The sequence below is a fragment of the Microbacterium sp. C448 genome, from assembly GCF_000582705.2.
Lineage (GTDB): Bacteria > Actinomycetota > Actinomycetes > Actinomycetales > Microbacteriaceae > Microbacterium > Microbacterium lacus_A.
Map to the genome: position 1 here is coordinate 1 of NZ_HG779846.1, position 12754 is coordinate 12754.

General features: G+C 67.4%; 13 protein-coding genes and 1 tRNA gene. 13 read left to right on the plus strand and 1 reads right to left on the minus strand.

Annotated elements, in window-relative coordinates; translation table 11 throughout:
* Window positions 1–206: 206 nt before the first annotated feature.
* The 12 genes from gabT (at window position 207) to rplA (ending at window position 11760) form a co-directional block, all read left to right on the plus strand.
* The gene (gene gabT / locus MIC448_RS16230; RefSeq protein ID WP_036302097.1) at window positions 207–1565 is read left to right on the plus strand and encodes a 4-aminobutyrate--2-oxoglutarate transaminase; all 1359 of its coding nucleotides are present in this window, start codon (window positions 207–209) and stop codon (window positions 1563–1565) included.
* A 14-nt stretch (window positions 1566–1579) separates the two neighbouring features.
* Window positions 1580–2938 carry an NAD(P)/FAD-dependent oxidoreductase gene (locus tag MIC448_RS16235; protein ID WP_036302099.1) on the plus strand — a complete coding sequence of 453 codons (1359 nt, stop codon included), beginning with the start codon at window positions 1580–1582 and terminating at the stop codon, window positions 2936–2938.
* Window positions 2935–3819, plus strand: a complete 885-nt coding sequence (locus MIC448_RS16240) for a universal stress protein (protein ID WP_036302102.1) — start codon at window positions 2935–2937, stop codon at window positions 3817–3819. Before MIC448_RS16235 ends, MIC448_RS16240 begins: the two co-directional genes overlap by 4 nt.
* Complete coding sequence (locus MIC448_RS16245) at window positions 3816–5399, plus strand: APC family permease (RefSeq protein ID WP_036302104.1); 1584 nt, start codon at window positions 3816–3818, stop codon at window positions 5397–5399. Before MIC448_RS16240 ends, MIC448_RS16245 begins: the two co-directional genes overlap by 4 nt.
* Complete coding sequence (locus MIC448_RS16250) at window positions 5396–6868, plus strand: NAD-dependent succinate-semialdehyde dehydrogenase (RefSeq protein WP_036302106.1); 1473 nt, start codon at window positions 5396–5398, stop codon at window positions 6866–6868. The genes MIC448_RS16245 and MIC448_RS16250 overlap by 4 nt, the downstream gene beginning before the upstream one ends.
* 21 nt (window positions 6869–6889) lie before the next feature.
* Window positions 6890–8257, plus strand: a complete 1368-nt coding sequence (locus MIC448_RS16255; RefSeq protein ID WP_036302119.1) for an NAD-dependent succinate-semialdehyde dehydrogenase — start codon at window positions 6890–6892, stop codon at window positions 8255–8257.
* Window positions 8258–8326: 69 nt separating this feature from the next.
* On the plus strand, window positions 8327–8764 hold the full coding sequence (locus MIC448_RS16260) for a pyridoxamine 5'-phosphate oxidase family protein (RefSeq protein WP_036302109.1): 438 nt from the start codon (window positions 8327–8329) through the stop codon (window positions 8762–8764).
* A gap of 148 nt (window positions 8765–8912) precedes the next feature.
* Window positions 8913–8985 (plus strand) — tRNA-Trp (locus tag MIC448_RS16265).
* 48 nt (window positions 8986–9033) lie between these two features.
* Window positions 9034–9312 carry a preprotein translocase subunit SecE gene (gene secE / locus MIC448_RS16270; RefSeq protein ID WP_036302121.1) on the plus strand — a complete coding sequence of 93 codons (279 nt, stop codon included), beginning with the start codon at window positions 9034–9036 and terminating at the stop codon, window positions 9310–9312.
* Window positions 9313–9386: 74 nt separating this feature from the next.
* On the plus strand, window positions 9387–10502 hold the full coding sequence (nusG, locus tag MIC448_RS16275) for a transcription termination/antitermination protein NusG (protein WP_036302111.1): 1116 nt from the start codon (window positions 9387–9389) through the stop codon (window positions 10500–10502).
* 122 nt (window positions 10503–10624) lie between these two features.
* Window positions 10625–11056 carry a 50S ribosomal protein L11 gene (gene rplK / locus MIC448_RS16280; RefSeq protein ID WP_036302113.1) on the plus strand — a complete coding sequence of 144 codons (432 nt, stop codon included), beginning with the start codon at window positions 10625–10627 and terminating at the stop codon, window positions 11054–11056.
* Window positions 11057–11070: 14 nt separating this feature from the next.
* On the plus strand, window positions 11071–11760 hold the full coding sequence (rplA, locus tag MIC448_RS16285) for a 50S ribosomal protein L1 (RefSeq protein ID WP_036302115.1): 690 nt from the start codon (window positions 11071–11073) through the stop codon (window positions 11758–11760).
* Window positions 11761–11826: 66 nt separating this feature from the next.
* On the opposite strand, the gene MIC448_RS16290 is transcribed toward rplA, so the two are convergent.
* Window positions 11827–12465 (minus strand): LysE/ArgO family amino acid transporter, encoded by a 639-nt coding sequence (locus MIC448_RS16290; RefSeq protein WP_232711561.1) that lies wholly within the window; start codon window positions 12463–12465, stop codon window positions 11827–11829.
* A 69-nt stretch (window positions 12466–12534) separates the two neighbouring features.
* Between MIC448_RS16290 and MIC448_RS16295 the strand changes: the two genes are divergently transcribed.
* A partial coding sequence (locus MIC448_RS16295) for a LysR family transcriptional regulator (RefSeq protein WP_036302117.1) occupies window positions 12535–12754 on the plus strand: 220 nt, incomplete at its 3' end.

Genomic DNA, 12754 nt, shown 5'->3' on the forward strand with positions numbered 1-12754 from the left:
GCGTCGTCGTTCAACTCTCCGTCCGCACCGGCAAGCCGCAGGGCAAGGTCGGTGCGCGCCAGCAGCGCACGCAACGTGGGTGCCGACGGGGTCGGGGGAGCGGAGGAGGCCACGGGGCCAGGCTATACGCGGTGGATAGTGTGTGCGGCAAAGTTGTACACGGCGGCGAGTGCGCGGCCCAGTCATCCGGGCCTACGCTCCGGATCATGAGTGTCATCGAGAGCTTCACCGCGCTGCCCCTCGGCGGGCCCTCGCTCCCTCAGGAGCGCCGCCTCGTCACCGACCTGCCGGGCCCCCGGTCCCGCGAGATCCTGGACCGCAAGGCCGCCGCGGTCGCGTCGGGCGTCGGGCACACGGTCCCGATCGCGGCCGTCGCCGCAGGCGGGGGCGTCGTCGTCGACGCAGATGGCAACTCACTCATCGATCTGGGGTCGGGGATCGCGGTCACGACAGCGGGTAACGCGAACCCGCGTGTCGTGGCCGCGGTCACTGAACAGTTGGCCCGCTTCACGCACACCTGCTTCATGATTGCGCCGTACGAGTCCTACGTGGCCGTTGCCGAGGCGCTCAACGACCTCACCCCCGGCGACCACGAAAAGCGGACGGCCCTGTTCAACTCGGGGGCCGAGGCCGTCGAGAACGCGGTCAAGATCGCCCGCAAGTACACCAAACGCCACGCGATCGTCGCGTTCGACCACGCGTACCACGGCCGCACGAACCTGACGATGGCACTGACGGCGAAGAACATGCCGTACAAGCACGGCTTCGGACCGTTTGCCGGCGAGATCTACCGCGCGCCCATGTCCTACCCGTTCCGCGACGGACTGACGGGGCCCGAGGCCGCGAAGAAGGCGATCCTGCACATCGAGAAGCAGGTCGGCGCCGACAACGTCGCGGCGGTCATCATCGAACCCATCCAGGGCGAGGGCGGATTCATCGTGCCCGCCGACGGCTTCTTGAACGCGCTCGCGGACTGGTGCCGCGAAAACGGCGTCGTCTTCATCGCCGACGAGGTGCAGACAGGCTTCGCCCGCACCGGCCGCTGGTTCGCCAGCGAGCACTTCGGCATCGTGCCCGACCTCGTCGTCACGGCCAAGGGCATCGCCGACGGCCTACCCCTCTCGGGTGTGACGGGCCGCGCCGAGATGATGGATGCCACGCACACGGGTGGACTGGGCGGCACCTACGGCGGCAACCCGCTCGCCTGCGTCGCGGCGCTCGCCGCGATCGAGTCCTACGTCGAGGATGGACTGCTCGAGCGGGCGACCGAGATCGGCGACATCCTGACATCCCGACTGCGCGCCCTGGCCGCAACGGACGCCCGCATCGGCGACGTGCGCGGTTTCGGCGCGATGATCGCCGCCGAGTTCGTCGACCCCGAGACGGGAGAGCCGGACGGTGCGCTCACAGCTCGGGTCGCGAAGGACTGCATCGCGAACGGCGTGATCGTGCTGACGTGCGGTACGCACGGGAACATCATCCGGTTCTTGCCGCCGCTGACCATCCCGAACCACCTGCTGAACGAGGGTCTCGACGTTGTCGAGGGCGCCCTCGCTCGCGACTGAAGGAGAAACGCCAGATGAACGAGATCACCCGTGACGTCGTTGTCATCGGGGCGGGGGCTGCGGGACTGACCGCGGCGAATACGCTTCGCAAGGCCGGGCTGTCGGTCGCCGTGCTCGAGGCCCGCGACCGCGTCGGCGGCCGGCTCTGGACCGACGAGATCGACGGAGCCATGCTCGAGATCGGCGGGCAGTGGGTCTCGCCCGACCAGGACGCGCTGATCGACACGGTCGCCGAGCTCGGTCTCGAGACGTTCAGTCGATACCGCGAGGGCGACAGCGTGTATGTCGGACCGGATGGCGTCGCGCACCGCTTCACGGGCGAGATGTTCCCCGTCTCGGCGGAGACCGAGCGCGTCATCGCCGAGATCACCGAGCGGCTCGACGCGATGGTCGCCGAGATCGACCCCGACCGGCCCTGGGCGCACGAGAAGGCAGCCGAGTGGGATCGTGTCTCGTGGGACGCGTGGCTGCGCGCACAGACCGACGACGACGAAGCCGTGCGGAACCTCGCCTTCGCGACCGGTTCGGCGATGCTCACCAAGCCGACACATACCTTCTCGCTGCTGCAGTCGCTCCTGATGGCAGCCTCCGCCGGGTCGTACTCCCACCTGGTCGACGCCGACTTCATCCTCGACAAGCGCGTCGTCGGGGGACTCCAGCAGGTTCCGATCTTGCTCGCGGAGCGCCTCGGCGAAGACGTGCTGCTGAACCAGCCCGTGCGAACGCTCGAGTGGGGCGAGACCGCGGTCACCGCCATCGCCGACACCACGACCGTGCGTGCGCGATTCGCCATCATCGCGCTCGCCCCGAACCTCTACTCGCGCATCTCGTACGTGCCGCCGCTGCCGCGGTTGCAGCACCAGATGCACCAACACCTGTCGATGGGTTTCGTCATCAAGGTCCACGCGGTCTACGAGACCCCGTTCTGGCGCGCCAAGGGGCTCTCGGGTACCGCGTTCAGCCCGTACGAGCTCTCGCACGAGGCCTACGACAACACCAACCACGGTGACTCCCGCGGAACGCTCGTCGGCTTCGTCTCGGACCAGACCGCCGACGATCTGTTCCGGCTGAGCGCCGAGGAGCGCAAGGAGCGCATCCTTGAGTCCCTCTCGCACTACTACGGGCCCGAGGCGAAAGACCCCGTCGTCTACTACGAGAGTGACTGGGGCTCCGAAGAGTGGACGCGCGGGGCCTACGCCGCGAGCTTCGACCTCGGTGGTCTCGCTCGCTACGGTGTGGATCTGCGCACCCCGGTCGGCCCCATCCACTTCGCCTGCAGTGATCTGGCAGGCGCCGGTTACCAGCACGTCGACGGGGCGATCCGCATGGGTCGCGAAGCCGCGGCACACATCATCGAGGAGGCCCGCGCATGAGCGCACCCGTTTTCGTCGTCGGCTACACGGCGACCGATTCCGGCGCCGACGCCGCGGCTCTTGCCGCCCGGCTCGCCACCGCGTCTGGTGGACAGGTCGAACTCGTCACCGTCCTGCTCGATGAGGGCCGCGGGGCCGTCGTGCCGCCGGATGCCAGCTACGACGCGTACGTGCGCGAGCAGGCCGCCGGATGGCTCGACTCGGCCGTCGCTGCCCTCCCCGCGGGGCTCGCCCACGCCACGCACGTTCGCTATTCGGACTCGTTCGCTGAGGGACTTCTCGAGGTAGCCACGGAACTGGGCGCGGCGTACATCGTCGTCGGTGCCTCGCCGGGCGGGATCCTGGGGCGCTACACCCTCGGTGCGGTCGCGAATGAACTCCTGCACTCGTCGACCGTGCCCGTCGTGCTCGCCCCCGCCGGCGCCCGCACCGTGACGGCGCCGCTGACGCGCATCACCGCCGCGGTCGGCACGCGTCCCGGCGCGGACGCCCTGATCGATGACGCCGTCTCGCTCGCCGCCGCCACCGGCGCGACACTACGACTCGTGTCGCTCGTGACGATCGACCTCCCCTCGGGAGTCGACACCGGCGTCATCCGTCTTGCCGGTTCGACGCACGCCGACATGGTGCTGTCGCAGGCGCGCGCGGGGCTTCCGGCCGACATCGTCGCCGAAGCATCCGCCGCCCAGGGTGCGAGCATCGAAGATGCCGTCGCCGAACTCGACTGGCAGGACGGCGAGGTCGTCCTGGTCGGGTCGAGCAGGCTCGCGCAGCCGCGCCGCCTATTCCTCGGTTCGACCGCCGCCAAGATGCTCCGGACCCTTCCGGTGCCCATGATCGTCGTGCCCCGAACGCACGCTGTGGAAGGAGAACGCGCATGAGCACCACCCGAAAGAGCGTCGCCGAAACCGGGGACCCGGTGACCGGGGGACTCTCCAAGAAGGGCCTGAGCGCCGGGACGGTCGGCCTGATCGGCGCGGTCGTCATCGGTATCTCGTGCATCGCCCCGGCCTACACACTGACGGCGGCCCTCGGTCCCACGGTGTCCGAGGTCGGATTCCAGGTACCCGCGATCATCCTCATCGGATTCATTCCGATGCTGCTGGTCGCGTTCGGTTATCGCGAACTCAACCGCCAGATGCCGGACTCCGGCACATCGTTCACCTGGGCCGCCCGCGCGTTCGGTCCGTGGGTCGGCTGGATGGCCGGCTGGGGGCTGATCGCCGCCACGATCCTGGTGCTGTCGAATCTCGCGGGCATAGCCGTCGAATTCTTCTTCTTGCTGATCGACCAGATCGCTCAGACGAACGGCGCGATCGCCGACCTGGCATTCAACCCGTTCATCAACGTCGCCGTCTGTCTGGCCTTCATGCTCGGCGCCACGCTGATCTCGTACCGCGACATGCAGACCACCCAGAAGTTGCAGTACTTCCTCGTCGGCTTCCAGGTGCTCGTGCTCGTCGTGTTCGCGATAGCTGCGTTCGTTCACGTCGCACAGGGCAACGCCTTCGACGCGTCGATGCCCGAACTGTCGTGGTTCAACCCGTTCGCCGTCGGCTCGTTCACGGCCGTCGTTGCGGGACTCTCGCTGTCGATCTTCATCTTCTGGGGGTGGGATGTCACCCTCACGATGAACGAAGAGACGAAAGACCCCGAGAAGACGCCGGGACGCGCCGCGACCCTGACGGTCATCACGATCGTCGTCCTCTACCTGCTCATCGCGATCTCGCTGCTGGCGTTCGCCGGTATCGGAACGGGTGAACTGGGACTCGGCAACGAGGACATCCAGAGCAACGTGTTCTTCTTCCTGAGCGGTCCGATCCTCGGACCCCTCGCGTTCCTCGTCTCGCTGGCCGTACTCACGTCGTCCGTGTCGTCGCTGCAGTCGACGTTCGTCTCACCGGCGCGCACCCTGCTGGCGATGGGGCACTACGGGGCCCTGCCGAAGAAGTTCGCCGCCGTCACGCCGCGCTTCTTCACCCCGGGCTACGCCACGATCGTGTCGGCCGTGATCGCGTCGGTCTTCTACGCCGTCATGCGCTTCGTGAACGAGAACGTGCTCTGGGACACCATCACGACCCTCGGTCTGATGATCTGCTTCTACTACGGCATCACGGCCTTCGCGTGCGTCTGGTACTTCCGCAAGCAGTGGTTCGACTCGGTGCGGAACGTCTTCTTCACCCTGCTGTTCCCCCTCGTCGGCGGGATCATCCTGGCGGCACTGTTCGTCATCACGCTGGTCGAGAGCATGGACCCCGACTACGGCAGCGGAACCGAATGGTTCGGCCTCGGCAGCGTGTTCGTGCTCGGGGTCGTGATCATCGGCCTCGGCATCGTGATCATGGTGATCCAGCGCTTCCGCAGCCCCGCGTTCTTCCGCGGTGAAACCCTGTCCCTCGACGCACCCATCAGCGCACGTTCCCTCAGAGGACGAAGCGCACGAAAGGAATCCCACCGATGAGCATCACCCCCGAGCGCGAAGCCGCACTGCTGGCATCCATCCCCTCCGGTCTCTTCATCGGGGGCGAGTGGACGGATGCGACGGGCGCTCGCACCTTCGACGTCCGCGACCCCGCGACGGGCGCCGTCATCAAGACGATCGCCGATGCGACGCCCGAAGACGGCATGCGCGCCCTCGATGCGGCCGTGGCCGCGCAGGACGCCTGGGCCGCGACGCCGCCGCGGACGCGGAGCGACATCCTGCGCCGCGCGTTCGACCTGGTGCAGGAGCGCAAGGAAGACCTGGCGCTCGTCATGACGCTCGAGATGGGCAAGCCGCTCGCCGAGGCGCGCGGTGAGGTCGCCTACGGCGGCGAGTTCCTGCGCTGGTTCTCGGAAGAGGCCGTGCGGATCGCCGGCCGCTACGGGCTCAACCCCGAGGGCACCGGTCGAATGGTGGTCTCGCAGCGTCCGGTCGGCCCGTCGTTCTTCATCACGCCGTGGAACTTCCCGCTCGCGATGGCGACGCGCAAGATCGCCCCGGCGCTCGCCGCGGGGTGCACCGTCGTGATCAAGCCTCCCGCGCTGACACCGCTCACCACGATGCTCTTCACCACCATCCTGGAAGAGGCGGAACTGCCCGCCGGCGTCGTCAATGTCGTCAACTCGTCGTCGTCATCGAAGCTGGCCGCGCCGATCATCGCCGACCCGCGGCTGCGGAAGCTCTCGTTCACCGGCTCGACGGGGGTGGGGCGCAAGCTCATCGCGCAGGCCGCCGAGGGTGTGCTGCGCGTCTCGATGGAACTCGGCGGCAACGCGCCGTTCGTCGTGTTTGAGGACGCCGATATCGATAAGGCCGTGGACGGGGCCATGCAGGCCAAGTTCCGCAATATCGGTCAGGCCTGTACGGCCGCGAACCGGTTCATCGTGCACGACGCGGTGGCCGACGAGTTCGCCCGCCGTGTGGGTGAGCGGGTCGCCGCGATGCGCATCGGCCGCGGCACGGAGGACGACGTGCAGATCGGGCCGCTCATCGACGACGACGCGGTGGCCAAGGCATCCGCGCTCGTCTCGGACGCCGTCGATCGCGGCGCGCGCCTGGTCACGGGCGGTTCGGCGATCGAGGGCGAGGGATCGTTCTTCCAGCCCACGGTCATCTCCGATGTGGTCGCGGGCAGCGAGATTCTGCGCGAAGAGATATTCGGCCCCGTGCTGGCGATCGCCCGCTTCCGTGACGAGGACGAGGCCGTTCGCCTCGCGAATGACACCGAGTACGGGCTGGTGTCCTACGTGTACACGAAGGACCTCGCGCGTGGGCACCGGATGATCGATCGCCTCGAGACGGGGATGATGGGACTGAACGTCGGTGTCGTCTCGAACGCGGCCGCACCGTTCGGGGGCGTCAAGCAGTCCGGCATCGGGCGCGAGGGCGGCCTCGAGGGCATCCACGAATATCTCTCGACCAAGTACACGCTGATCCCCGTCGACTGACGCGGACGAATGGGAGCGATCATGACCGAATACGCCGTCGTCAACCCGGCCACGGGTGAGACTCTTGCCTCGTACGAGACCTTCACGGACGCGCAGATCGAGGCGGGAGTCGCAGCCGCCGCGACCGCCTATCGCGACTGGGCTCGCGACGCATCCGTCGCCGAACGCGCCGAGCGCTTGAACCGCGTGGCCGACCTGCACCGCGAGCGTCGGGACGAACTCGCCGAGATCATCGTGCGCGAGATGGGCAAGCCGCTCGCCGCTGCCCTCGGTGAGGTCGACTTCGCCGCCGACATCACGCAGTTCTACGCCGACAACGCCGCGAAGATCACGGCCGACCAGCCGATCGACATCCTCGGCGAGGGCACGGCAGTCGTTCGACGGTCAGCGCTCGGTCCGCTGCTCGGGATCATGCCGTGGAACTTCCCGTACTACCAGGTCGCCCGGTTCGCCGCTCCGAACGTCGCGATCGGCAACACGATCCTGCTCAAGCACGCGCCGCAGTGCCCGGAGTCCGCCGCGGCGATCGAGCAGATGTATCTCGACGCCGGGTTCCCCGAGGGTGTCTACGTCAATCTGTACGCCACCAACGAGCAGGCGGCGACGATCATCGCCGACCCGCGCGTGCAGGGCGTCTCGGTCACGGGATCGGAGCGCGCGGGCGCGGCGGTCGCCGAGGCCGCCGGCCGCAGCCTGAAGAAGGTCGTGCTCGAGCTCGGTGGCTCGGACCCGTTCCTGCTGTTCTCGACCGACGACCTCGACGGTGCGGTGGAGGCCGCCGTCGAGGCGCGCCTGGACAACGTCGGCCAGTCTTGCAACGGCGCCAAGCGCTTCGTCGTGGTCGACGGGCTGTACGACGCTTTCGTGGAGAAGTTCGCCGCGGCGATGAGTGCCGCGACGGTCGGTGACCCGATGAGCGAGGACACGGTGCTCGGTCCCCTGTCGTCGCTTGCGGCGGCCGAGCGTCTCGAGCAGCAGGTGCAACGCGCTGTCGAGCAGGGCGCGACGCTCGTCACGGGCGGTGTGCGCGATGGCGCTTTTTTCCCGGGCACGGTGCTGACCGACGTCACGCCCGAGATGGATGCCTACGGCGAAGAGTTCTTCGGACCCGTCGGCGTCGTCTACCGCGTCGCCGACGAGGCGGCGGCGGTGGCCCTGGCGAACGACACCGGCTTCGGGCTCGGCTCCTATGTGTTCACGACGGACGAAGCGCAGGCCGAGCGGGTGGCCGACGCGATCGACGCCGGCATGGTCTACGTCAACCTCGTGCTCGCGGACTCGCCCGAACTGCCGTTCGGGGGGGTCAAGCGTTCCGGCACGGGGCGCGAAATGGGCCTGCTGGGAGCAGACGAGTTCGTCAACAAGAAGCTCATCCGGGTCGGTCCCTGATATTCACGGCCGCCGCGGCTGGTGGCTCCCTGTCGTTCGGGGGACGATAGGGATGAGGAGGTCTGTCTCATGGACGAGATGAACGAAGCAGTCAGTCGCCTGGGAGCGCAGGAGTGCTGGGATCGTCTGCGAACGCAGCAGCTTGGCAGGCTCGTCACACACGTGGGGCATGTTCTCGACATCTTCCCCGTCAATTACGTCGTGGACGACGAGACGATCGTCTTCCGCACGGCCGAGGGCAGCAAGCTCTTCGAACTCACGGTGAACGACGAGGTGCTGTTCGAGGTGGACGACCACTCGGGAACGGATGCGTGGAGCGTCGTCGTGCGGGGGCATGCCCACCGACTCACGGTGAGCGACGAGGTCCATGCCGCAGACGAGTTGCCGCTGCGCCCGTGGATCCCGACCCTCAAGTACAACTACGTGCGCGTCGCGCCTGTCTCTCTCACAGGTCGCGCTTTCGAGATCGGACCGGAGCCCGACCGGTACGGCGCGGCGGACTCCTGAGCGCGAGAGGCATTCGCGACCTTCCCCGGGCATGACGTAGACTTGCGGTGCAGTCGAAATCTGCATTCTTTGCCGTGCCCGCGGTCGGGCGAAATCCTGTTCGTGAGCACGGTGCAAGAGTGTGGACCCGGGGCCGGAAACGGTCCTTAGGGCGGTAGCTCAATTGGCAGAGCAGCGGTCTCCAAAACCGCAGGTTGCAGGTTCGATTCCTGTCCGCCCTGCGCGTCAGCCCCGAGCTGACACACGAAAGGTACATTCAGGTGAGTGCAGTGGCCCAAGACGAGCCGAACGGCGAGATCGTCGCGGCGGGCAAGACGGATCGCGGAAAGAAGCCCGGCTTCTTCGCCCGCCTCGTCTTGTTCATCCGGCAGGTGTTCGCCGAGCTCCGCAAGGTCGTCACGCCGACGCGCCAGGAACTGCTGAAGTTCACCGCGGTGGTGCTCGGATTCGTCGTCGTCATGATGGCGATCGTCTACGGCCTCGACTTCGTCTTCTCCTGGATGGCCTCGGTCGTCTTCGGAACGCCCGGCGAACTCGTCGGCGCGTAGACACACCCCGGCCAGACGCACCCAGACCGAATCATCGGCGGCCCGAACAGGCCGTCATCAACGGAAGTGATCCAGTGACCGAAAGATTCACCGACGACGCCGACTGGGCGACGGCCGCCGAGCAGTCCAGTGAGGACGACGAGGCGCAGGAGGGCGACCAGCTCGCTGCCGAGGAGCGCTCGGTCGAGCCTGCGGAGCACGCCGCGCTGCACGTCGTGAGTGACGGGGACGACGACGAAGACTTCGCTGAACTGGACGACATCGAGATCGACGACCCGGAGGCCGACGCTATCGTGAACGACGCCCTGCACATCGACGAGGCCGCCGAGGCCGAAGCCGCCGCCGAGGTCCTGACCGATTCGCTCGAGGACGAAGAGTCCGAGCGCGCAGCCGAGGATGCCGAAGAGGTCACCCCCTACGACGGTCCCGACATCAACGGTGAGCCCGACGCGCCCGTCCTGGACGAGGACTTCGTGGCAGAGGTCGACGCAGCTGCGGCAGTCGTCGATGACGCCGAGGCATCCGTCGACGGCGAATCCGAAGACGGCGAATCCGAAGACGACGCCGAGGCTGACCCGTACGAGGCGTTCCGCGCCGAACTGCGCTACCTGCCGGGCAAGTGGTACGTCATCCACTCGTACGCCGGCTTCGAGCGCAAGGTCAAGGCGAACATCGAGCAGCGCAAGTCGTCGCTCGAGGTCGAGGACGAGATCTACCAGATCGAGGTCCCGATGGAGGACGTCGTCGAGATCAAGAACGGCCAGCGCAAGATGGTCACCCGCGTGCGCATCCCGGGCTACGTGCTCGTGCGCATGGACCTGAACGAAGACACCTGGTCGGTCGTTCGCCACACGCCCGGCGTGACCGGCTTCGTCGGCAACGCCCACAACCCGACCCCGCTCCGCTTCGAAGAGGCCTTCAACATGCTGAAGTCCCTCGTCGAGATCAAGGAAGTCGCCACGGCGAAGTCCGGTGGCGGCAAGGGCTCGGCGACGCAGGCGCGCAGCATCGTCACCGAGGTCGACTTCGAGGTCGGCGAGACGATCACGATCAAGGAAGGCTCGTTCGCGGGCCTGCCCGGCACGATCAGCGAGATCAAGCCCGAGAGCGGCAAGCTCACGGTTCTCGTGTCGCTTTTCGAGCGCGAGACCCCGGTCGAGCTGTCGTTCGACCAGGTCACGAAGCAGTAAACAGCAAGCAGTAGGAACTAATACAGGCTTCCGGAGTTCTGCTCCGGAGAACCGCGATCCGGAAATGCCGGGTGCGCGGGAGAGCGGATGCAGAAGCATCCGGTCGATGAGAGGAAACAAGAATGGCACCCAAGAAGAAGGTGACCGGCCTGATCAAGCTCCAGATCAAGGCCGGAGCCGCCAACCCGGCGCCGCCGATCGGGCCCGCGCTCGGTCAGCACGGCGTCAACATCATGGAGTTCTGCAAGGCGTACAACGCGGCGACCGAGGCCCAGCGCGGCAACGTCATCCCCGTCGAGATCACCGTCTACGAGGACCGCAGCTTCACGTTCATCCTGAAGACGCCCCCCGCTGCCGAGCTCATCAAGAAGGCCGCTGGCGTTGCCAAGGGCTCGCCGACTCCGCACACGACCAAGGTGGCCAAGCTCACCAAGGCTCAGGTGCGCGAGATCGCCGAGGTCAAGCAGCCTGACCTGAACGCGAACGACATCGAGGCCGCCTCGAAGATCATCGCCGGCACCGCCCGTTCCATGGGCATCACGGTTGAGGACTGAGGGGAATAACGACTATGGCTACCAAGTCCAAGGCCTACCAGGCCGCCGCCGCGAAGATCGCGGCTGACACGTTCTACACCCCGACCGAGGCTGTTGCCCTCGCGAAGGAGACCGGCTCGGCGAAGTTCGACTCGACCGTCGAGGTCGCGCTGAAGCTCGCCGTCGACCCCCGCAAGGCAGACCAGATGGTGCGCGGCACCGTCATCCTGCCCCACGGCACGGGTAAGACTGCCCGCGTCATCGTCTTCGCAACGGGCCCCGCGGCCGAGGCTGCTCTCGCGGCCGGCGCCGACGAGGTCGGTGGAGCCGAGCTCATCGAGAAGGTTGCGGGCGGCTACACGTCGTTCGACGCGGCCGTCTCGACGCCCGAGCTCATGGGCCAGGTCGGTCGCCTCGGAAAGGTGCTGGGCCCCCGTGGTCTGATGCCGAACCCGAAGACCGGCACCGTGACCCCCAACCCGGCCAAGGCCGTCGAGGAGATCAAGGGCGGAAAGATCGAGTTCCGCGTCGACAAGCACGCCAACGTCCACTTCGTGGTCGGCAAGGCGTCGTTCTCGGCCGAGCAGCTCGACGAGAACATCAAGGCGGCGCTCGACGAGATCGTTCGTCTGAAGCCGTCCAGCTCCAAGGGTCGCTACATCCAGAAGGGTGCAGTGTCGACCACGTTCGGCCCCGGCATCCCGCTGGACGTCAACGCGATCTGACGCGCTGCATAAACGAAGGGCTCCACTGGAAACGGTGGGGCCCTTCGTCGTTGTTCCGTCGTTGTCTCAGCGGAACACGACAAGGCTGATGCCGAGGACGATCATGACGACGGCGATCGAGGCATCGAGGATGCGCCAGGCCCGCTCGGTGGAGAGGAGTCGGCCGAGGTAGCGGGCGCCGAACGCCAAGCCGGAGAACCAGACCGCACTGGCGACGATCGCACCCGCGGCGAAGGCCCACGGGCTCGCGTAGGTTGCCGCGATCGAACCGAGAAGGAACACGGTGTCGAGGTAGACGTGGGGGTTCAACCACGTCAGGGCGAGCGCCGTCGAGGCGACCGCGACGGCGCTCGTCTGCGTCGCCGTCCTGGCGTCGGTCGCCCGAGCGGTCGGGCCCGGCGCCGGGAGCAGCACCTCGCCGCTCGGGCGCCACGCGCGTCGTGCGGCGAGGCATCCGTATGTCACCAGGAACACCGCTCCCGCCCAGCGCACGATCTCGGTCAGCCACGGCAGTGCCTGCAGTGCCAGGCCGACGCCCGAGACGCCGAGCGCGATCAGCACGGCGTCGGAGACCGCACAGATCGTCGCGACGAGCACGATGTGTTCCCGACGCATGCCCTGGCGCAGCACGAACAGGTTCTGCGCGCCGATGGCGACGATCAGTGAAAAGCCGAGGCCGAGGCCCGAGACGGCGGAGATGAGCACGACTCGAAGGTACGGTGCCGGATCAATTAAGGCCAGCTCACGTTTCTTTCGCACCATTAGCATGGCTTCATGAAGCTCCCGCTCGAACTCGTCGCGACCGTAGCCGCTGCGGTCGATGCCGGCACGCTCGACGCCGCGGCGCGCACGCTGCACATCACGCCGTCCGCGGTCAGCCAGCGAATCCGGGCGCTCGAGGAACGGATCGGTCGGACATTGCTGATCCGCTCGAAGCCGTTGCGCGCCACCGAGGCGGGCGAGACCGTCGTCCGCCTCGCCCGCCAGCTCGCCC